At 55.0% G+C, this 20,918-nt stretch carries 21 protein-coding genes; 6 read left to right on the forward strand and 15 right to left on the reverse strand.

Features of this window, described 5'->3' with window-relative positions:
* Nucleotides 1-12: 12 nt before the first annotated feature.
* The 5 genes from TY09_RS09690 to ruvC all read right to left on the reverse strand — a co-directional run bounded on the left by TY09_RS09690 (nucleotide 13) and on the right by ruvC (nucleotide 4,495).
* Nucleotides 13-873, reverse strand: a complete 861-nt coding sequence (locus TY09_RS09690; protein ID WP_042433691.1) for a class I SAM-dependent methyltransferase — start codon at nucleotides 871-873, stop codon at nucleotides 13-15.
* Between the two features lie 12 nt (nucleotides 874-885).
* Nucleotides 886-2,238, reverse strand: coding sequence for a phosphoglucosamine mutase (gene glmM / locus TY09_RS09695; RefSeq protein WP_042433694.1), 1,353 nt, complete (start codon nucleotides 2,236-2,238; stop codon nucleotides 886-888).
* A gap of 85 nt (nucleotides 2,239-2,323) precedes the next feature.
* Nucleotides 2,324-3,382: a Holliday junction branch migration DNA helicase RuvB gene (gene ruvB / locus TY09_RS09700; protein WP_009060916.1), complete on the reverse strand. Its 1,059-nt coding sequence runs from the start codon at nucleotides 3,380-3,382 to the stop codon at nucleotides 2,324-2,326.
* A gap of 3 nt (nucleotides 3,383-3,385) precedes the next feature.
* Complete coding sequence (gene ruvA / locus TY09_RS09705) at nucleotides 3,386-3,985, reverse strand: Holliday junction branch migration protein RuvA (RefSeq protein WP_009060881.1); 600 nt, start codon at nucleotides 3,983-3,985, stop codon at nucleotides 3,386-3,388.
* Complete coding sequence (gene ruvC, locus TY09_RS09710) at nucleotides 3,986-4,495, reverse strand: crossover junction endodeoxyribonuclease RuvC (protein ID WP_042433697.1); 510 nt, start codon at nucleotides 4,493-4,495, stop codon at nucleotides 3,986-3,988. It abuts the gene before it with no gap.
* A gap of 316 nt (nucleotides 4,496-4,811) precedes the next feature.
* On the opposite strand from ruvC, the gene ypeB reads away from it, so the two are divergent.
* Complete coding sequence (gene ypeB, locus TY09_RS09715) at nucleotides 4,812-6,149, forward strand: germination protein YpeB (RefSeq protein ID WP_009060925.1); 1,338 nt, start codon at nucleotides 4,812-4,814, stop codon at nucleotides 6,147-6,149.
* An 83-nt stretch (nucleotides 6,150-6,232) separates the two neighbouring features.
* Here the strand turns inward: ypeB and TY09_RS09720 are convergent, their stop codons facing one another.
* Nucleotides 6,233-7,216 carry a DUF4349 domain-containing protein gene (locus TY09_RS09720; protein WP_042433700.1) on the reverse strand — a complete coding sequence of 328 codons (984 nt, stop codon included), beginning with the start codon at nucleotides 7,214-7,216 and terminating at the stop codon, nucleotides 6,233-6,235.
* Nucleotides 7,217-7,480: 264 nt separating this feature from the next.
* Here TY09_RS09720 and TY09_RS09725 point away from each other — a divergent pair, with 264 nt between their 5' ends.
* Entirely contained in the window at nucleotides 7,481-7,969 is a 489-nt protein-coding gene (locus tag TY09_RS09725) for a GNAT family N-acetyltransferase (RefSeq protein WP_074432628.1), read from the forward strand.
* A 136-nt stretch (nucleotides 7,970-8,105) separates the two neighbouring features.
* Here TY09_RS09725 and argF read toward each other — a convergent pair whose 3' ends face one another.
* From argF to TY09_RS09760, 7 genes are all read right to left on the reverse strand, one after another.
* Nucleotides 8,106-9,008 carry an ornithine carbamoyltransferase gene (gene argF, locus TY09_RS09730; RefSeq protein WP_009060912.1) on the reverse strand — a complete coding sequence of 301 codons (903 nt, stop codon included), beginning with the start codon at nucleotides 9,006-9,008 and terminating at the stop codon, nucleotides 8,106-8,108.
* Nucleotides 9,005-10,189: an aspartate aminotransferase family protein gene (locus TY09_RS09735; protein ID WP_042433703.1), complete on the reverse strand. Its 1,185-nt coding sequence runs from the start codon at nucleotides 10,187-10,189 to the stop codon at nucleotides 9,005-9,007. Before TY09_RS09735 ends, argF begins: the two co-directional genes overlap by 4 nt.
* Nucleotides 10,190-10,208: 19 nt before the next feature.
* A complete protein-coding gene (argB, locus tag TY09_RS09740) occupies nucleotides 10,209-11,066 on the reverse strand; it encodes an acetylglutamate kinase (RefSeq protein WP_009060880.1) in 858 nt (285 codons plus the stop codon).
* Between the two features lie 32 nt (nucleotides 11,067-11,098).
* The gene (gene argJ / locus TY09_RS09745) at nucleotides 11,099-12,319 is read right to left on the reverse strand and encodes a bifunctional glutamate N-acetyltransferase/amino-acid acetyltransferase ArgJ (RefSeq protein ID WP_042433705.1); all 1,221 of its coding nucleotides are present in this window, start codon (nucleotides 12,317-12,319) and stop codon (nucleotides 11,099-11,101) included.
* 30 nt (nucleotides 12,320-12,349) lie between these two features.
* Nucleotides 12,350-13,384 carry an N-acetyl-gamma-glutamyl-phosphate reductase gene (gene argC / locus TY09_RS09750; protein WP_042433707.1) on the reverse strand — a complete coding sequence of 345 codons (1,035 nt, stop codon included), beginning with the start codon at nucleotides 13,382-13,384 and terminating at the stop codon, nucleotides 12,350-12,352.
* Between the two features lie 544 nt (nucleotides 13,385-13,928).
* On the reverse strand, nucleotides 13,929-15,308 hold the full coding sequence (gene argH / locus TY09_RS09755; RefSeq protein ID WP_042433709.1) for an argininosuccinate lyase: 1,380 nt from the start codon (nucleotides 15,306-15,308) through the stop codon (nucleotides 13,929-13,931).
* A gap of 93 nt (nucleotides 15,309-15,401) precedes the next feature.
* Nucleotides 15,402-16,622, reverse strand: a complete 1,221-nt coding sequence (locus TY09_RS09760; protein WP_042433712.1) for an argininosuccinate synthase — start codon at nucleotides 16,620-16,622, stop codon at nucleotides 15,402-15,404.
* 261 nt (nucleotides 16,623-16,883) lie between these two features.
* Here TY09_RS09760 and TY09_RS09765 point away from each other — a divergent pair, with 261 nt between their 5' ends.
* From TY09_RS09765 to TY09_RS09780, 4 genes are all read left to right on the forward strand, one after another.
* Complete coding sequence (locus tag TY09_RS09765; protein WP_042433714.1) at nucleotides 16,884-17,387, forward strand: flavin reductase family protein; 504 nt, start codon at nucleotides 16,884-16,886, stop codon at nucleotides 17,385-17,387.
* A 300-nt stretch (nucleotides 17,388-17,687) separates the two neighbouring features.
* Complete coding sequence (locus tag TY09_RS09770) at nucleotides 17,688-18,128, forward strand: Hsp20/alpha crystallin family protein (RefSeq protein ID WP_042433716.1); 441 nt, start codon at nucleotides 17,688-17,690, stop codon at nucleotides 18,126-18,128.
* A gap of 138 nt (nucleotides 18,129-18,266) precedes the next feature.
* Nucleotides 18,267-18,563 carry a hypothetical protein gene (locus TY09_RS09775; RefSeq protein WP_035316831.1) on the forward strand — a complete coding sequence of 99 codons (297 nt, stop codon included), beginning with the start codon at nucleotides 18,267-18,269 and terminating at the stop codon, nucleotides 18,561-18,563.
* Nucleotides 18,560-19,417, forward strand: a complete 858-nt coding sequence (locus tag TY09_RS09780) for an IS3 family transposase (RefSeq protein WP_147584646.1) — start codon at nucleotides 18,560-18,562, stop codon at nucleotides 19,415-19,417. The genes TY09_RS09775 and TY09_RS09780 overlap by 4 nt, the downstream gene beginning before the upstream one ends.
* 88 nt (nucleotides 19,418-19,505) lie before the next feature.
* Here TY09_RS09780 and TY09_RS09785 read toward each other — a convergent pair whose 3' ends face one another.
* Both TY09_RS09785 and TY09_RS09790 read right to left on the reverse strand, forming a co-directional pair.
* Nucleotides 19,506-20,030, reverse strand: coding sequence for a hypothetical protein (locus TY09_RS09785; RefSeq protein WP_042433719.1), 525 nt, complete (start codon nucleotides 20,028-20,030; stop codon nucleotides 19,506-19,508).
* An 88-nt stretch (nucleotides 20,031-20,118) separates the two neighbouring features.
* Nucleotides 20,119-20,913, reverse strand: coding sequence for an ABC transporter ATP-binding protein (locus TY09_RS09790; RefSeq protein WP_009060864.1), 795 nt, complete (start codon nucleotides 20,911-20,913; stop codon nucleotides 20,119-20,121).
* Nucleotides 20,914-20,918 lie beyond the last annotated feature (5 nt).

A 20,918-nucleotide genomic window follows, 5' to 3' on the forward strand; every position in this document is an offset into this window, starting at 1 on the left:
GCATGTGCAGGTTTAACCTGCCCAAATGGCCGTATTGCCGCAGGGCAGCACCAGACCGCTCTGTGTAACTGGGAGCCCGATTTCATCCGCCGAAACGGAGCCGCCGAACTGCGTTTGTAATAGGGTTCCCAACAAATATGCCATCACTGAAGGGGACAGCCCAGTGGTGTAAGAATTCAACACAAAAAACAGGGCATCTTTCGAAAGCAGCGGCACGCAAAGCTGCACCAGCGGGTACAGCTGCTCCTCGAGCTTCCACACCTCGCCGCCCGGTCCGCGCCCATAGGAGGGCGGGTCCATGATGATGCCGTCGTAGGTATTGCCCCGTCGCTGCTCGCGCTGCACGAACTTGACGCAGTCATCCACCAGCCAGCGGACGGGCTTGTCCGAAAGGCCGGAGGCCGCCGCGTTTTCCCTGGCCCATGCCACCATGCCCTTGGAGGCATCCACGTGACATACCTCCGCACCGGCCGATGCGCACGCCAGCGTCGCCGCACCCGTGTAGCCGAACAGGTTCAGCACCTTTACCGGTCGGTTGGCATCCCGGATTTTCTTCATGACAAAATCCCAATTCACCGCCTGCTCGGGGAAAATGCCGGTGTGCTTAAAACCCATGGTCTTGAGCTGAAACGTCAGCTCGCGATATTTGATTTTCCACATGCCCGGCACCGTGCGGTATTCCTCCCAGCGCCCGCCGCCCGTGTTTGAGCGCAGGTAGCGCGCGTGGGCGCGCTTCCACATCGGATGCTCGCGCGGTGTTTTCCAGATAATCTGTGGGTCGGGGCGGATCAGAATGACCTCGCCCCAGCGCTCGAGCCGCTCCCCGTCGGAAGCATCGAGCAATTCGTAATCGTTCCAGTCTGCAGCTCTCAAATGAATCCTCCGTTATGCCAGGCGCTCGCGCACCACATCGGCTACCTCGTGCGCCAGCGCACTGATTTCGTCGTGATTTTCGCCTTCGATCATCACGCGCAGCAGCGGCTCTGTACCGGAGGGACGCACCACAACGCGGCCTTTGGCGCCCAGACGCGCCTTGGCGCGCTCAATCGCCTCATTGACCTCGGCATCCGTGTAAAAGCGCAGCTTGCCCTCGCGGCTGACAGTCACGTTGACCATCACCTGCGGGTAGCGGGCCATCAGCGTCGCCAGGCTCGACAAATGCGCCCTGCGGCGATTGAGGATCGTTAAGAGCTGTACACCGGTCATCTGACCGTCGCCCGTGGTGGCGTGGTCGAGGAAAATGATATGCCCGCTCTGCTCGCCGCCGAAATTATAGCCCTCCTGCAGCATCTCTTCCAGCACATAGCGGTCGCCCACCTTTGTGGCCGCAAACTTGATGCCGTTTTCTTCGCAGAAGCGAATAAAGCCCATGTTCGTCATGATCGTGCCGACCGCGGCGCTTTTCGCCAGACGGCCCTGCGATTTCAGGTCGAGCGCGCAGATTGCCATCAGGAAATCGCCGTCCACCAGCTGGCCCTGCTCATCCACGGCAAGGCAGCGGTCGGCGTCGCCGTCGAACGCCAGACCGGCGTCCATATGATTCGCCTTCACGTATTCCATCAGCGTCTCCATATGGGTAGAGCCGCAGTTGTCGTTGATGTTCACGCCGTTCGGCGCGTCGGAGAGCATGTGGCACTCCGCGCCCAGCTCGGTAAACAGCGTCTGCGCGGTCATCGCGGAGGAACCGTTCGCGCAGTCCAGCGCAACGCGCAGGCCTTTGAGCGCGTTTTCCGGCACCGTGCTCTTCACATGATCCATATAATCCCGCAGTGCCTGGGGCGCGGCGGAAATAGAGCCGACCTCGCCGCCGGTGGGGAACTGGGGCTTTTCCTCGTGATCGAGCACGATCGCCTCGATCTGCTCCTCGAGCGCGTCGGGCAGCTTATAGCCGGTGCTGCTGAAAATCTTGATGCCGTTGAATTCGCAGGGGTTGTGCGAAGCGGAGATCATCACACCCGCGTCGGCCCCGTACTTCTTCACCAGGTAGGCCACCGTAGGGGTAGGCACTACGCCCAGATGCACCACATTCGCGCCGATGCTGCAAAGGCCCGCGGCCAGCGCGCTTTCAAGCATGTCGGAGGAAATGCGCGTGTCCTTGCCGATCAGGATTTTCGGATGGCGCTTGCCGCCTTTACCCAATACCATCGCTGCGGCGCGGCCGATATTCATCGCCAGCTCACACGTTAAATCTGCGTTTGCGACGCCTCTGGCGCCGTCGGTTCCAAACAATCTTCCCATGTTGCGTCTCCCATCGATCATTCGATCGTTTTTATAATAATGCCACTTTCCAAAAGGCATATCAAATCTTAGTCATTGCCCCGCGTTAAAACAGCTTTTGCTGCGCACCCGTCAGATCCTCCGGCGGGGTGAGGCCCAAATGTAAATACGCCGACCGCGTCACACAGCGCCCGCGCGGCGTACGGCTCAAAAAGCCGATTTGAATGAGATAAGGCTCGTAAACATCCTCGAGCGTAACGGATTCCTCCCCGATAGCGGCGGCAAGCGTATCCAGTCCCACCGGGCCGCCCCGGTAATACTCGATCATCGTGCGCAGCATGCGGCGGTCGTTCGCGTCAAGGCCGATTTCATCCACCTCAAGCCTTTCAAGCGCGCGCCGCGCCGCCTGAACCGTAATCACCCCGTCGCTGATCACCTGCGCAAAATCGCGCACACGGCGCAGCAGGCGGTTGGCGATACGCGGCGTGCCGCGGGAGCGGGACGCCAGCTCCAGAGCGCCCTCCGGCTCAATAGGGATGCCGAGAATCCCGGCGCTGCGGGTGACGATCTGCGCAAGCTCCTCCGGCGAATACAGCTCCAGCCGCAGCACAACGCCAAAGCGGTCGCGCAGGGGCGCCGAAAGCTGCCCCGCGCGTGTTGTCGCGCCCACCAGCGTAAACGGCGGCAGCGGCAGGTGATAAGAAGCCGCCATCTGCCCCTTGCCGGTGATGATATCGAGCGCGAAATCCTCCATCGCGGGATACAAAATTTCCTCCACACTGCGCGACAGGCGGTGAATCTCATCAATAAACAGCACGTCGCCGGGGGAAAGGTTCGTCAAAATCGCCGCCAGATCGCCCGGCTTCTCAATCGCCGGGCCAGAGGTGATGCGCACCCCCACGCCCATCTCGTTCGCGATAATTCCCGCGAGCGTCGTCTTGCCAAGGCCGGGCGGGCCATACAGCAAAACATGGTCCAGCGTTTCTTTTCTCTGTTTGGCCGCCTCCATGAACACCGCCAGATTTTCCTTGACCTTCTGCTGGCCGATGTATTCCGAAAGCTGGCGCGGGCGCAGGGGATTTTCCACCTCCGCGTCCTCGGGATTATAGTCAGGGGCGACGACACGGTTTTCCAGATCAAGTTCGTTTTCAAAGGAAAATTCCATGTCTTATCGTCCTCCTCCCATCGATTTCAGCGACAGCCGGATCAGCTCCTCCACAGGGAGGCTGCTGTCGAACCGGCCGACGATCTGCGCGGCCTCCGTAGGCGACCAGCCCAGCACTGCCAGCGCGCTGACCGCACCGGCCGCGTTGCCGATCGCGGGATTCACAGCGGTGTCCCCGGCAGAAACAGTTGCCACACCCATCTTTTTCACTTTATCCTTGAGCTCCAGCGCGATGCGCTGCGCGAGCTTCGGGCCCACGCCGCTGGCGCGGGACAGCGCCTTGCTGTCGCCCGAGGCCACCGCAAGCGCAACCTGTTCCGGCGACAGCTCCGACAAAATCGAAACGCCTACCTTCGCGCCCACACCGCTGACAGATGTGAGCATTTTAAAGCAATTGAGCTCCGTCATCGTGTAAAATCCGAACAAATCGAGTGCGTCTTCACGCACGCTCAGGTACGTGAACAGACGAACCTTCTCGCCGATCTGCGGCAAAGAGCGCTGCGTGTTCATGGAGGTAAAACACTTAAAGCCCACGCCGCCGCATTCTACCACGGCAAGGTTTGGTTCTGCATGAATTAAGATGCCCGATACACTGTAAAACATTTATCTGATTCCTCCCGACAGCATGGCGCGGCGCAAAGGCGAGCCTGCCGCCTGTCCATGGCAGATCGCCATTGCAAGCGCATCCGCTGTGTCGTCCGGCTTCGGCAGTTCCGTCAGGCACAAAAGCTTTCGCGTCATTTCCATCACCTGCGGCTTTTTCGCCTGTCCGTAACCTGTCACCGCCTGTTTTACCTGAAGCGGCGTATATTCAAATATCGGCACTCCGGCCTTGCGCACTGCCAGCAGAATGACTCCGCGGGCCTCCGCAACGCCGATCGCGGTTGTTTTATTGTTCGTAAAATACAGCTTTTCTATGGAGACCGCATCCGGCCGGTTGTGCGCCAGAACCGCGCACATTGAATCGTAGATCGACACCAGGCGGTCTTCAAACACCTCGCCCGCCTGCGTTGTGATTGCGCCGTATTCCATCGGGCGGTATTTGCCCGAACGCGCGCTTACCACGCCGTATCCCACGATCGCATACCCCGGGTCTATGCCCATGATTACCATTTCACCGCTCCGCTCTGTTTCGTTGTATCACCTGATAGTACTCAGTTTTTAATTATACCATAAAATCATACCTGTGAAAAGTAGTTCGGCATGCGGCGGCACATTTTGCGGCACACGAAAAACAGGCTTGTCCCCCGTGAAATGAATTCCTATTCAGTATAGCAAACGCGCTTTCTATGTCAACTCATTTTTATAAAAAAAGTTTACAATTTGTCAAAATCGGTTGTTATCTGCGAGCCTTATCGAAACCTTTCACAAAGTCCGCATATTTGGAGCCGCTTCGCTCAAAATAAATACCGAAACGGAGGGAACGAAAATGACCCGCAGAAGAAAAATACAAATCGGCAGCGTAGCCGCCGCGCTGGTACTGCTGCTGACCGGCACCGCCATCGGCGGCTGGTGGACTGCAAACCGGTACCGCACGGACCTGGAATACAGCTACCGTCGTTCGCTCAGCGATTTGGGCGATTATGTGTCGAGCCTGGAAACAACGCTCACCAAGGCGGTTTATGCCAATACTTCCACGCAGCAGAACGGCGTGGCCGCGCGTTTGATGCGCGATTCCAGCGGCGCGAAGGCCGCTCTTTCGGCCCTGCCTTTAAAGGGCGACGAATTTGACAACATGAGCAAATTTCTGGCGCAGGTAGGGGATTTCTCCACTTCCCTTTCCGCCAAAATCAGCGCCGGGCAAAAAATCAGCACGGATGAATACGAACAGATTCAAAGCCTTGGCGGATATGCAACCAAGCTGCGTCAAGGGCTCTCTCAGGTAGAGGATGAGCTTTCTGCCGGTGACCTGAAGATCGGCGAAACGGAATCTCTTGTCAAGGGGCTGAGAGCATCGCAGCCGGTGTTCAGCGATAAGCTGGAATCTGTTGCCAAGGATTTCGAGGATTACCCCCAGCTGATTTATGATGGCCCGTTCTCCGACCATATCGGCCAGCAGAAGCCAAAACTGATCGAAGGGAAAGCCGAGGTGCCGCAGGGCAACGCGCAGGTACTGGCGGCCAAATTCCTGAATGTAGATCAGTCAAAACTGACCCACACCACAGACAACGAGGGCGGTCTGCCCGCGTACAACTTTTTATACGGCGATATCCGCGTATCCATCACCAAGGCGGGCGGGATCCCTGTGCGGCTGATGAATCCGCGTGACATCGGCACCGACAACCTGAATTACGAGGCGGCGCTGAAAAAGGCCAAGGAATTTCTGGATTCCCGCGGCTATACCGGCATGAAAGAAAGCTATTACTTCATGCACGACGGTAAATGCACCATCAACTTTGCGTACGCCATACAGGGCACGGTGTATTATCCCGACCTGATCAAGGTATCCGTCGCGATGGACAACGGCGAAATTGTTGAGGTGGATGCGACCGGCTACGTGATGAACCATACGAATCGCGCGGTGCCCAAGGTAGCGCTGACCATGGCCGAGGCGCAGAAAAATGTCAGCCCTTACCTCACGGTAAAAGAGGGCCGGCTAGCCATTATCCCGACCCCCGGATACAACGAAGTGACCACCTACGAATTTTTATGTGAAAGCAAGGATGAAAAGAAGGAACAGGTGCTGGTCTATATCGACGCCAACGAGGGATTTGAACGCGATATCCTGATCCTGCTTTTCTCAGACAACGGCGTGCTGACGCAGTAGCCGCTGAATTGCAGAAATAAAAACGGGGCTTGCCGCTCCCATCCGTTTCGGATGGAGACCGTAAGCCCCGTTATCATTTCGTTTTATTCCTGCGGCGGAAGCTGCGGAGGATTGCCGGGGTCATCCCCACCGTTCACCGGAACGGAAAGTTTTGCACGGCGCTTTTTCCGGCGCACAACCAGCCAAACAATACCGCCCACGACGGCAAGCAGCAGCAGAATCGGCAGACCGCCGATCACCACGACGAGCGCACCCTCGCCCGCGTCACCCATCCAGCGCAGAGACTGCCGGAACTGGTACGAGATCTTTTCGCCGAGCGTTACGGGCGTTTTGTCGATAATCGTCGCCTTGCTCACTTCAAACAGGTCGACCGTAACCGTGCTGTAATTCACCAGCGAATCATACTGGCGCAGGGTGCCGGTCAGCTGTTCGATCTGGTAGGTCACATCGGCCAGAGCCTTTTCCAGCTCCACAATATCGGCCATTTTATCAGCCTTCTTCATCAGCTCCAGAAGGCGGTCCCTCTGGGTGTTCAGAGCGCTCAAATGCGCCTCGGTGTCGTAGTAGCTTTCCGTAATATTTTCGCTGCTGCTGGAAACGTTCAGCACCGAACCGATCGTGCCGGACTTTTCTTTCCACACCTTCAGCTTTTCCTGTGGAATCCGCAGTACATAATGCGCCGTGCGGCTGTCATTTTTCTGCAGCGCACCGTCGCCGTCCACACCGGATTCTTGAATGTAACCGCCAAGCTGCTCCGTGAGCGCTTGCAGCGTTTGAATCGATTGGTCAAACTCCAGCGTTTCGATACGGTAACTCAGCCGCTCTATGATCTTCTGGTCGGAAAGCGCCTTCTGCGCGGCACCAAGATCGGTTCCGCCGCCCTCCACGCCGGCGTTCTCCTGTGATTTTGCGGCGGTTGTGACCGATGAGGCCACCGAGTCCATGTTCTGAGCGGCAGCAGTCTTAGGGCTGGCGCTGCCGGCAGAGCAGGCGGTAAACAGCAGTGAGGCTGCCGCTGCCAGCATAACGGCTGAAACAGCTACCGGATGGTTTCTTCTGGTTCTCACGGGGATCGGCTCCTTTCTGTTCCTAAAAGGGTTCCATTCTTCCGCGGGTTCCACCCGCCCGTTTTGTCTAGATTATAGCAGTCCCTTCCATTTCCTGTAAAGAAACAATCCCGTAACCACACGGGTTAAACCCGCATACATGTCGCGGAGCAATTTGCCGAAAGCAACTGTATCTTTTTCTGTAGGAAGAACTCTATTATTTTCCAATATTTTGTTATACACTAAAAATATATAAGGATACTGTTTCACCAGGAGGAATCATAAATGGAGTGTTTTAGAAGCTGTGACATTTCTGATCTTACGGAACTGGAAACGATAAGCCGGACTGCATACTCAGATGCATTTCATCATTTGCTTGATCGCAGCGACGTGGAAGCGTATGTAATGAGCAAGTACAGCAGCGAAAATCTGAAAAAAGAGCTGGAAGACGGCGCGAACCATTTTTTGTTTTTGGAGAAAGACGGCTCAGCCGTAGGCTATATGAAATACATCCTGGAGCAAAACGCTTTGGAGATCGACAGGCTATATATTCTGAATGGTTTTAAAGACAGAGGAGCAGGTTCAAAATTTATGAAGAAAGCGGAAATGCTTGCTGCGTCTCACGGTAAAAAAGTCTTAACCCTGGGCGTGCTGGAAAAGAATCTACCGGCCATTGCCTTTTATAAAAAGAAAGGGTTTATACAGTATTCGGAAGAACCAGTTATTGTTGGCCATTCTGAATACCGCTTGCTTTTGATGAAAAAGGAGCTTTGACCCACTGAATCTGTTTGACGATTTCCTCCCTCTCAATGTATGGTGTGGACCCAGCCTGCAAAAAGCGCCGTTCCTCAAAAGGAACGGCGCTTTTTTCGATTGATTCATAACGCACAGGGCGACTGCAAGTTCAAAATCAGCCCAAGAGCTTCACCAAGACCGCCTTCTGCGCGTGCAGACGGTTCTCGGCTTCCTCAAAGATTTCATCTGCGTGCGCTTCGAACACCTCTTCGGTGATCTCTTCGCCGCGGTGGGCGGGCAGGCAGTGCAGAACCATTGCCTCCGGCGCGGCCAGCTTCAGGTTTTCCGAATTGATCTGGTACCCGGCAAAATCGCGCTGGCGCTTCTCTTTCTCCGCTTCCATACCCATCGAAGACCAGACGTCGGTAATCACAACATCCGCTCCCGCGATCGCCTCTTCGGGCTTATCGGTCAGGAAGAAATTCGGGTTGCCCTTCGCGAATTCCAGCACCCGCGCGTCCGGCTCGTAGCCCTTGGGGCACGCCGCCGAAACCTTCATCCCCATCTTGAGGCCGCCGACCGCCAGCGAATTGAGCATGTTGTTTCCGTCGCCAATAAAGCACATCTTCAGGCCGTCGAGCTGGCCGCGCGCCTCGCGGATCGTCATCAGGTCTGCCAGCACCTGGCAGGGGTGGGCAAAATCCGTCAGGCCGTTAATGACCGGGATCGAGCCGTACTCCGCCAGAGCCTCCACCTCAGACTGTTCATAGGTGCGGATCATGATGCCGTCAAGGTACCGCGACAGCACGCGGGCGGTGTCCTGCACCGGCTCGCCGCGGCCGATCTGCAAATCACTGGACGAAAGGAACAGCGGGTATCCGCCCAGCTGGTACATGCCGGTTTCAAACGACACGCGCGTTCTGGTAGACGCCTTCTGGAAGATCATACCCAGCGTTTTGCCCGCAAGGCGCGGGTGCGGAATATTGTGTTTCTTTTCATATTTCAGTTGATCCGCCGTGTTGAGGATGTCTGTAATCTCCTCTGCAGACAGATCAAGCATTTTCAGCAAGTGTTTCATGAAAGCTCCTCCTCGAGAGTCTTTTGCAGGATTTGCATGCCCTTGTCGATCTCTTCGTAAGAAATCGTGAGCGGCGGCAGCAGCCGCAGTACGTCGTGCGCCGTCAGGATCAGTAGCCCGTTCTTCACACACGCTTTTGCAATGACGCCTGCCTCACCCTGTTTGAGCGATGCGCCCAGCATCATACCCATGCCGCGCACTCCGGCAATCTGGGGCATGGCCAGCAGGCGTTCCCGCAGGTAGGCGCCCTTTTTCTGAACCTCCTCCAGGAAGCCGGGAGCGGTCACGCGCTCGAGCACGGCCAGACCGCCCGCCGCGCAAACCGGATTTCCGCCGAAGGTCGTCCCGTGGTGTCCGGGTCCAAGCACGTCCTTCAGCGCCTCGGTGCAGAGCACCGCGCCGATCGGCAGGCCGCCGCCAAGGCCCTTGGCACACGAAACCACATCGGGCTGAATATCGTACTGCTCAAAACTGAAGAAGCTGCCGGTGCGGGCAACGCCCGTCTGTACCTCGTCCACCAGCAGAAGAATGTCGTTTTCTTTGCAGAACGCAGCTACGCCCTGTACGAACTCCTTGTCGAGCGGCAGCACGCCGCCCTCACCCTGAATCATCTCCAGCATCACGGCACACACGGTTTTGTCTGCCAGCGCTTTGACGCTTTCGAGATCATTCGCTTTCGCATACGCGAAGCCCGGGGTAAAGGGAGTGAAATACTGGTGGTGCTTCTCTTGTCCGGTCGCAGTCAGTGTAGTGATTGTGCGGCCGTGGAACGACTGAATCAGCGTGATGACCGTACCGCGTCCCTCGCCGTATTTGTCGCTGCTGTATTTTCTTGCCAGCTTGATCGCGCCCTCGTTCGCTTCCGCGCCGGAGTTTGCAAAGAACGCCTTGGAAAACCCGCTGGCCCCACACAGCTTCTCGCCGAGCTGAATGCTGACAGGGCTGTAGTATAAGTTTGAGATGTGCTGCAGCGTCGCAGCCTGCTCCGAAACCGCCTTGACCCACTGCGGGTCACAGTAGCCGAGCGAATTGACGCCGATGCCGCTGCCAAAATCGATGTACTCTTTGCCCTCGGTATCCACAGCCTTTGCGCCCGAGCCGCTCGCCAGCGCAACCGGAAAGCGGTTGTAGGTAGACATCAGGTATTCCTTTTCCTGGTTCTGCACCTCTTGAAACAGCATTTCATTTCCCTCCTATCCGTTAATAAAACATAGTGCCGATCCCCTCATCGGAGAACAGCTCGATCAATATGGAATGGGGCGTGCGCCCGTCGATGATATGCGCTCTGGGAACACCGCGCCGCACCGCCTCCACGCAGCAGTCGATCTTCGGGATCATGCCGCCGCTGATGATGCCCTCTTTTTTCAGGCGCGGCACGTCGCTGACGTTCACCTGAGGGATGAGGGTTTCTTCGTCGTTTTTGTCGCGCAGCAGACCGCGGATGTCCGTCATCAGGATCAGCTTTTCCGCGCCCAGCGCCGCCGCGATGCGCGACGCCGCCACATCCGCGTTGATGTTATACGCCGTCCCGTTTTCATCCGCGCCAACCGTCGCGATGACCGGAACATAGCCCGCCTCTGTCACATCGGTGATCACAGAGGTGTTCACGTGGGTGATGTCGCCCACAAAGCCAAGGTCTTCTTCGGCCTGCAGCTTCTGCACCTTGATCATGCCGCCGTCGAGCCCGCACAGGCCCACCGCGCGGCCGTTGTTGCGCTCAAGCAGCTGCACCAGGTCCTTATTGACCTTTCCAGCCAGCACCATCTGCACAATATCTACCGTTTCTTCGTCGGTGTAGCGCATTCCGTTGACGAACCGGCTTTCCTTGCCGATCTTTTTCAGCATCGCGCTGATTTCGGGTCCGCCGCCATGCACCAGCACCACATGGATGCCCACCAGCTGCATCAGCACGATATCGCTCATCACGGCCGCTTTTAGGTCTTCGTTCACCATGGCGTTGCCGCCGTATTTGACCACCACGGTTTTGCCTTTGTGCGTTTGAATGTAGGGCAGCGCCCGAACCAGCACTTGCGCTCTGTCACTGTTCGAAATTTTCATCTGTTCACATCCTTATTCCGCCCGCCGTTTGGTCAGGAGCGGTAATCTCCGTTGATCTTGACGTAATCATAGGTCAAATCGCAGCCGTAGGCCGTGGCCGCAGCATCGCCGTCGTGCAGCATCACATTGATGTTGATTTCATCCTCTACCAGAATCTTCTTCGCCACATCCTCGTCGAACTCAATACCCGCGCCGTTGCGGCATACCGCGATGGTTCCCGCTTTAGACTCAAAATCAAGGTCTACCTTCATAATGTCTATCGGCACACCGGCATAGCCGATCGCGCACAGCACGCGCCCCCAGTTGGCGTCCGCGCCGAACATAGCGGCTTTAACGAGGCTGGAGCAGATCACGCTCTTCGCGGCTGCCTTCGCCGCAGCTTCATCCTTTCCGCCCTCCACATGGCAGACCAAAAGCTTTGTAGCGCCCTCGCCGTCCTTCGCGATCATCCGGGCCAGCGCGGTGCAGATTTCTTTCAAGCCCTGCGCAAACAGCGCAAAGGTTTCTCCATCCGCTTCGATCTTCGCGCTTTCCGCTTTTCCGGAGGCCAGAATCGACACCATGTCGTTCGTAGAGGTATCGCCGTCCACACTCACCATGTTAAAGGTATCGTTCACCGCAAGGCTCAGGGCTTTTGCTAGCACCTCCGGCGCAATCTGTGCGTCGGTCGTCAGAAAGCCGAGCATTGTCGCCATGTTGGGGTGAATCATGCCCGAACCCTTTGCGATGCCGCCGATCACAAACTCTACTCCCGCGCCCGTCACTTTCAGCGCGACCTGCTTCTTCGCGAGATCGGTCGTCATGATCGCTTCCGCCGCCGCGTCGGAACCCGTGGGAGAAAGCGTTTTGACCAGCTCCGGCACGCCGGATGCGATCGGCTCGATCGGCAGAATCTGCCCGATCACGCCCGTGGAGGCGACGATCACATTCTCTGCCGGGATGCCGAGCGCTTTGCCGGCAATTTGACACATCTGCATCGCTTTTTCTTCGCCGTCCGCATTGCAGGTGTTGGCGTTGCCGCTGTTGCAGATCACTGCCTGCGCCACGCCGTTTTCCAGATTTTTCTTTGTGACGACCACCGGCGCGCCTTTTACAAGGTTCTGGGTGTACGCTCCCGCTGCCGAGCAGGGGGTTTCGCTGTAAATCATCGCGAGGTCACTTTTGGTTTTATTCTTGCGGATGCCGCAGTAAACGCCGCCCGCCAAAAACCCTTTGGCCGCCGTTACGCCGCCCTCAATCCATTCAAAACTCATGTTGGATTTCCCCTTTCCTGCTCTGCCGTGTTAAAATGCCGGGGGCATCATCAAGAGCCCGGCGGTTTCTTCTAAGCCAAAAATCAGATTCATGTTCTGCACCGCCTGCCCGGCCGCGCCCTTGACCATATTGTCGATGGCCGAAATCGCAACCAGCTGCCCGCAGCGCGGGTCTGTAAACAGCGATACATCGCAGAAGTTCGAGTACCGCACGTTCTTGATATCCGCGCTCATGCCCTTTGGCAAAAGGCGGAGAAACGGTTCGTTTGCATACGCCTCTTCATACGCCTCGCGGAGCTGCTCCTGTGTGACCCCCGGTTTGAGGGAAGCATAGCAGGTAGCCAGAATGCCGCGGTTGATCGGCAGCAGATGCGGCACAAAGGTCAAGTGGATTTTTTCTCCCGCCACGTGCGACAAGGTCTGCTCCATTTCGGGAGTGTGACGGTGATTTGCTACCTTATAGGCAGAAAAGCCCTCATTGAGCTCGGGATAGTGCGTGTTTTGGGCAGGCTTGCGGCCCGCGCCCGTCACACCGGACTTACAGTCCGCGATAATGCCCGAAAGCTCTACCAGCCCGTTTTTCACCGCCGGGGCCAGCGCTAGCGGCACCGCCGTGGTGTAGCAGCCGGGGTTCGCGATCAGGCGCTTGCCTTTGATGTTCTCGCGGAACAGCTCCGGCAGGCCGTAGGCCGCCTCGCTGTGCAGTTCCTTGCTCAAAAAGCCGCCGCCGTACCACTCGGTGTATTCCGCCTCATCCTCCAGACGGAAATCCGCGCCCAGATCGATAAACGCACGGCCCTTATCGTGACACTGCTGCGCCAGCTCTTGGGAAAGCCCATGAGGGAGCGCGGCGAAAATCACATCGCTTTTTTCAATGACCTCTTCCTGATCGGTACAGGTCATGTCACATCGGCTAAGGTACGCCGGGTACACCTCGCTGAGTGCCTGCCCGGTAAAGCTGACTGAACTGATAGCCGCAAGCTCCGCCTGTGGGTGGGCCAGCAGCAGACGAACGAGTTCAGCCCCCGCATAACCTGTGGCGCCGATGACTCCCGCTTTGATCATGTTTCATTCCTCCTCATGGGTATTTCTTTTAATTTATTGGCTGAATTTTTTATTTTTTGAGGCCGCCTGAAAGGAAGTTGCTCTGACGAAGAGTTCCCCACTCAGGTTTTCCCTCTTTTTGCTGAAACTGTTTTGTTCGTTTATTTAGAGGTTTTCTTCGTGCGGCTTCGCCGCGGGGAAAATTTATTTTTTGTTCGTTTGCCCCTCATGCCGGGGCGGGCGCTACCTTTCGCTACGAGGCGAAAGGTAGCAAAGACTCGCCAAAGGACACCTTTGGAATCCGTTTGGGGAGCAAGTTCTGGAATGCAACGCCGAAAGCTACTGGAAAGACGCTCCAATGAAAATGCCCACTCGCCTTGCTAAGTATAAACAAACAGCTTTCCATTCTCGTTCGGCGGCCCTTTTCAGAGCGCTCTCCTCAGTGTGCAGAGGTGCGTGCGGCAGTTTTTCGCAAATTCATTTCCGCGAGAAGAAAAGTTGTTTTTTTGCGAGCCTCCCCGCGATGTATTGGCGGGTTTAACCCGCCCGCGACGTGCGTGCAGGCTCAGCCTGCCTGTTCCAAAAGCTTCAGTACCCGCTCCGCCTGTGCCCGCACGTTTTCGGGGGCGGGAGCGCCGGTAACTTTTCGCCCTGCCACACAAGTTTCAAGCGAAATGGCCTGATATACGCCGTCGTCAAACGCGGGGCATGCTTTCTGGTATTCCGAAAGGGGCAGGGTCTCCAGCGTCTCGCCCTCGGCGATGCACTGGGCCACCAGAGCGCCTGTAATTTTATAGGCATCGCGGAACGGCAGGCCCTTGCCCACCAGATAATCCGCGCAGTCTGTCGCGTTGATAAAGCCCCTGGCCGCCGCCGCGCGCATGTTCTGCGGCAGTACCTTCATCGTTTCAATCATCGGGATGAACGGCGTCAGGCAAAGCTTTAGGGTGTCCACGGCGTCGAAGATGGCTTCCTTATCCTCCTGCATATCCTTGTTGTACGCAAGGGGAAGGCCCTTGAGCATCGTCAGCAGCGTCATCAAATCGCCGAATACACGGCCCGATTTGCCGCGCACCAGCTCCGCAATATCTGGGTTTTTCTTCTGCGGCATGATGCTTGAGCCGGTAGAAAATGCGTCGTCCAATTCCACGAATTTAAATTCCCACGAGCACCAGAGGATGATCTCCTCCGAGAAGCGGGAAAGATGCACCATCGCGAGCGACACGGCCGCGGCCAGCTCTACACAGAAATCACGGTCGGCCACACCGTCCAGACTGTTCTGGCTTACGCCCGAAAACCCCAGCAAACGGGCAGTCAGCTCACGGTTTAAGGGGTAAGTCGTCCCCGCCAGAGCGCCGGAGCCGAGCGGCAACACATCCATGCGTTTGTACGCATCACCGATGCGCTCTACGTCGCGCAGGAACATCTCCGCATAGGCCATCAGGTGGTGCCCAAAGGTGATCGGCTGCGCCCGCTGCATGTGCGTATAACCGGGCATTACGTCCTCGCTGTGCAAAATCGCCTTGCGGCACAGCACCTCGATCAACTGCCGAAGCTGCGCCTGCAGCACGCCGCATTCCTTTTTCAGGTAGCAGCGCAGATCGAGCGCCACCTGATCGTTGCGGCTGCGGGCGGTGTGCAGGCGCTTGCCCGCGTCGCCCACGCGGGCAGTCAGCTCGCCCTCCACGAAGGTGTGAATATCCTCCGCGTTCGGGTCGATCGCAAGCTTGCCGCTCTCAATGTCCTGCCAGATGCCCATGAGGCCGTCACAGATAACATCTGCCTCGTGCTGCTCGATCACGCCACACGCACCCAGCATGGTTGCGTGGGCGATGCTGCCTTCGATATCTTCTTTCGCCATTCGGCTGTCAAAGGAAATGGAAGAGTTAAAATCATTTGTTTTCGGGTCAACTTCTTTTTGGAACCGTCCTGTCCAAAGCTTCATGTGATTGCCTCCGTCATTTTGTTCTGAAAAGCAGACGGGGGCGAACAAAATGTTGTCCGCCTCCCGCCAAATCCCACGCCGAAGCCGGCAGGATTATGATTTTCTCTTCTGCGCCATCACCTTCAGCGGCAGACCGAACAGGTTGATAAAGCCTGTGGCATCCGCCTGGTTGTAAACCTGATCTTCGCTGAACGTGGCGACTTCTTCGTCATACAGGGAGTAGGGAGAGGTTACGCCGGCATCGATGATGTTGCCCTTGTACAGCTTGAGCTTCACATCGCCGGTCACATACTGCTGGGTGCTGTCCACAAAGGCGGAAAGCGCCTGACGCAGCGGAGTGAACCACTGGCCGTTGTACACGATATCAGCAAACTTCAAGCTGATTCCCTGCTTGTAATGATACGTTTCTTTGTCGAGCGTGATCTCCTCCAGCTTGTTGTGCGCGTGGTACAGGATCGCGCCGCCGGGAGTTTCATACACACCGCGGGATTTCATGCCGACCAGCCGGTTTTCCACCAGATCGACAATGCCGATGCCGTTCTTGCCGCCCAGCTCGTTTAGCTTCCCGATCAGCGCAACGCCGTCGAGCGCCTCGCCATTGAGCTTTGTGGGCACACCCTTTTCAAACGAAAGGGTGATATAGGTCGGCTCATCGGGGGCCTGCTCGGGCGAAACGCCCAGCTCCAAAAAGCCCTCTTTATTATAGTGCGGCTCGTTCGCTGGGTTTTCCAGATCAAGACCCTCATGCGACAAATGCCACAGGTTCTTATCCTTGGAATAGCTGGTTTCCTTCGTAAAGCTCAGCGGAATGTTGTGGGATTCCGCATACTCGATCTCTTCTTCTCTGGATTTGATGTCCCATACTCTCCACGGAGCGATAACAGTCATTTCAGGAGCCAGCGCCTTGATGGTCAGCTCAAACCGAACCTGATCATTGCCCTTCCCGGTGCAGCCGTGGCAGATGGCGTCCGCGCCCTCAGCCTTGGCGATCTCGACGAGCCGCTTTGCGATGATGGGTCTTGCAAAAGAAGTGCCCAGCAGATATTTGCTCTCGTAAACCGCATTCGCCTTCAGGGTCGGCCAGATGTAATCCTCGACAAAGGTCTTTTTCAGGTCTGCAATATACAGCTTGGAAGCGCCGGTTTTTCTCGCCTTTTCTTCCAGACCGGCCAGCTCGCCGTCGCCCTGACCAACATCCGCGGCCACCGCGATGACCTCGCAGTCCTCGTAATTTTCCTTCAGCCAGGGGATGATGACAGATGTATCTAAGCCGCCGGAATACGCCAGCACAATTTTCTTGATTTGCTTTGCCATAAGTAGCACTCCTTTTTCATCAATCTTTTTTCCACGCTAAGTCTTGTGTTTAATTATACGCTTTAAGTTCAAAAAATCAACCCCAATTTGCATAATTATTCAATTTATCCATTCGCGACAAAGATTGACTCAAAAGCTTGCCCCGTTTGGATAGAATGAATAATTCCCATGTCAGGCTCGTGCACCGCAAAATCCGCTTGCATTTTTTCCATATGGTGGGTATGATAAAAATGAAACGAATCAAAAATGGAGGTTACGATAATGTTGGAGAAAATCAAGCCGGAAGACCTGTCGATCAACCCCTTCACCCTGATCGGCAAAGAATGGATGCTGATTTCCGCAGGGACCGAGCAGAAATATAACATGATGACCGCCAGCTGGGGAGCCCTGGGAGTATTCTGGGGCAAAAACGTAGCCAGTGTCTATATTCGCCCGCAGCGGTACACTCTGGAATTTGTGAATGAACAGGAATATTATGCCCTGAACTTTTTCGAGGACTCCTACAAAAAAGCGCTGGCCTACTGCGGCGCTCATTCAGGCCGCGATGTAGACAAGGCAAAGGAGAGCGGGCTGACCCCTGCCTTTGACGCGAAAGCACCGTATTTTCAAGAAGCAAAGCTGGTGCTGATCTGCCGCAAGCTGCACTGCCAGAAGCTTGACCCTGCCGGGTTTATCGATCCTGCCCTCGACGGCCAGTGGTACCCCGAGAAGGATTACCATAACATTTTCCAGGGCGAAATCGTAGAGGTACTTCAGAAGAAATAATTATTTTGCTCCAAAGCCGCTCTCCCTGTGGGAGCGGCTTCTTTTTATCTCTAGCTACGTGTGAAATCGAGAAAACAGATGATTTTTTCTGCACAGCTTCACTGTGGAGTTTTTGATTGCACAGGCCTGCCCAAATATGACTTTTCTTCGCATGAAGATTAAACTTTCTGTTAAAATTAGCACTCTCGTGTTGACAGTGCTAATTCTGCGTATTATAGTATAGACGTACCAAGAAAGAAGATCCTAATCAGGAGCTTCTAAGTGGGCATGAAGATCAGAATTTGATAGGAGGAATGATTTATGTTGCCCAGCCTTTTTGGTGAAAATCTATTTGATAACTTTTTTGAAGACCCGTTTGAAAAAAGCCTCTTCGGCGGCCGTAACCCGCTGTATGGCAGACGTGGCCAGAATCTGATGAAAACCGATGTGAAGGAACTGCCTCAGGCGTATGAGCTGGCGGTAGACCTGCCCGGTTTCCAGAAGGATGAAATCCATGTGGATCTCAGCAATCATTACCTGACCATCAGCGCTTCAAAGGGTATGAGCAAAGAAGAAAAAGATAAGGATGGCCAGTATATCCGCCAGGAGCGTTACAGCGGCGCCTGCTCGCGCAGCTTCTACGTCGGCGATGTAAGGCCCGAGGAAGTCAGCGCAAGATATGAAAACGGTATTTTAACACTCTCCTTGCCCAAGAAGAACGCAAAGGCTCTGCCGAGTTCTTCTGAAATCTCGATTCAATAAACCGAGCGCGGCGGAGCAATGCCTCGCCGTGAACAATCAAAAAGCCCGTTCCGGCTTTCTGAACAAGTCCGTAAAAAACGGACAATGACAAAAGGCCCCCAATCGTAGGATAATATAACTACGATTGGGGGCTTCGCTATGCACAGACAAAAAGGAACACCAAATATACCACAAGAAATAGTCCATGAGATAATTACCCGACATAGAGCAGGAGAAACAGTACGGGAGTTAATGAAAGTATACGGAAAGACATATTATACGATTCGGAATATCATTAAGCGTGAAAACAAGAAAAGCAGATCAACAGAGCCATTGAAAAAGTCTCGAGGGCGAAAACCAGCTGTAACACTGCAAGAATATAAATACGAGAACAAACGTCTCAAGATGGAAAATGAATTATTGCGGGATTTTCTTCATCTCGCTGGAAGGAAGTGAGGCCACAAGTAAAATATTTGGCAATATATCATCACAAAGGAAAATATCCAATCACTACTATGTGTCAATTTATTGGGGTATCCCGCAGTGGCTACTATGAGTACGTCAAAAGAATAAACAAGCCACAGTTTGACCAGTCTCTGGCTGTACTGATTGCGGAATGCCAACAAACCTGCCGAAGAACTTATGGCTACCGCAGAGTACATATCTGGTTGCAAAAGAGGGGAATTTACCGGAATCCCAAAACGGTATTGCGCATTATGCAGAAGTATGATCTGCTCGCTGAAATCCGCCGTTACCGGAAATACCGAAAAATGGGAGAACAACTGCACAAATACCCCAATTTGTTGGACAGACAGTTCACTGCCCTGCGGCCAAACCAAAAGTGGGTCACGGATATTTCTTACATCCATACAGGTCAGGGAGTCTTGTACCTGTCCATTATCCGGGATCTATATGACAACAGCATTGTCTCCTACAAAACAGGTACAGAGCAGACGGTAAATCTGGTTTTGGATACAATCCGGCTTGCCAAGCGAAAAGAAAATGTCACTGCGGAGTTGCAGCTCCACAGTGACCAAGGCTTTCAATACACATCCCAAGCATATTTCTGCCTGACTCAAAGATACGGCATTACTCCATCCATGTCAAGACGCGGAAATTGCTATGACAATGCAATGGCTGAAAACTTTTTTTCCTGCCTCAAAACGGAATGCATCTACAGGCAGAAGATTCATACATTTCAACAAGCCAGAGAATTAATCGATGAATACATTTGTTTTTACAACCATCAGCGCATCCAGTTAAAGACAAAACTGGCACCGCTCGAAAAGCGACACCAGTTTGTTGCTTAATTGAATACCCTACGATCGGGGGCCTTTTTGTACTGTCCTCACAATTTGGCGCAGTTCATTCAGCCGGAACGGGCCTTTTTCTGTCCGATTACTTTTTCAGGTACTTCAGCCAAGACCGCGCAAAGCAGATAACATAATAAAGTCCTGCCGCTAGCAGCATCATAGAGCTGAATCTGGCCAGGAATGACACCAGCAGCATGACATAGGCCATCGCCAAAAACAGAGCCGAAACCCTCCAGGAATCCATCAGCTGTACCGTATCCATCGGGCGGCGCAGCTTTACCTCCACCTGATTAATCGCAAAAATCAAACGGTACGAAACAAGCAGTGCGGCGCAGGTCATCAGAACCCGCAGCGCCAGCAGACCATACACCCCCAGCAAATTCGTCACACCCAGCGCGTCCAGCACATAGATGATTCCGGTAACAGGCAGCAGAATCAGCGAATACAGGCGGGTGTCCTCAAATCGGTCGCCGTACGAATCCAGCTCTTTGGCACCGAACCAGAGCAGCGCGTACCCCACAAAATCCGGCAGCAGCCCCAGCACACCATTCCCAAACGGAAGGCTGTAATCCAGAAGCAGAAAAATAGTACCAAGCAATAGTTTTGTCATTGTGCTTCCCTCTCCCCTCATATTCTCCATCATACAGAAAAAAAGGCCTGCAAAGCAAGCCTTTTTGAAAAACAAGCGAAAAGATTGGTCAGGAAAGCAGCATCCGGTCGTTCACCAGCGCATCACCCTGCGCGGACTGGAACCGTTTGAGCAGCTCCTCCACCGTCAAGTTTTTCTTTTCCTCGCCCTCAATATCGAACAGGATACGGCCCTCGTTCATCATGATGATACGGTTGCCGTAGGCCAGAGCGTCCTTCATATTGTGCGTGACCATCAGCGCGGTCAAATTGTCGCGCTTGATAAACTCATCGGTCAGGCGCAGAACTGTCGCCGCCGTTTTGGGGTCCAGCGCAGCGGTGTGCTCGTCGAGCAGCAGCAGCTTCGGCTTTTGCAGCGTCGCCATCAAAAGCGTCAGCGCCTGACGCTGACCGCCGGAAAGCAGGCCCACCTTACTGTTCAGGCGATCCTCCAGGCCAAGCTCCAGCACCTTCAGCTGTTCGCGGTAGGCGGCTCTTTCCTCTTTCGTAATGCCCCAGCGCAGCGTGCGGCTTTGGCCGCGGCGGTTGGCCAGCGCAAGGTTCTCTTCAATCCACATGCTGCCCGCCGTGCCACGCATCGGGTCCTGAAACACACGGCCCAGCAGCTTTGCGCGTTTAAATTCCGGCAGGAAAGTGATGTCCTGCCCATCCAGCTCAATTTTGCCGCCGTCGCAGGGGAACACCCCTGCGATCAGGTTCAGCAGGGTACTTTTGCCCGCGCCGTTTCCGCCAATGATCGTGGCGAAATCGCCCGGCTTCAGGTGAAGGTTCAGATTGACCAGCGCCCTTTTTTCATTGACCGTGCCCTTATTGAAGGTACGGCATACATTTGTCAGTTTCAGCATTGCCA

Origin of the sequence: Faecalispora jeddahensis, assembly GCF_000577335.1 — a bacterium.
Taxonomy (GTDB): domain Bacteria; phylum Bacillota; class Clostridia; order Oscillospirales; family Acutalibacteraceae; genus Faecalispora; species Faecalispora jeddahensis.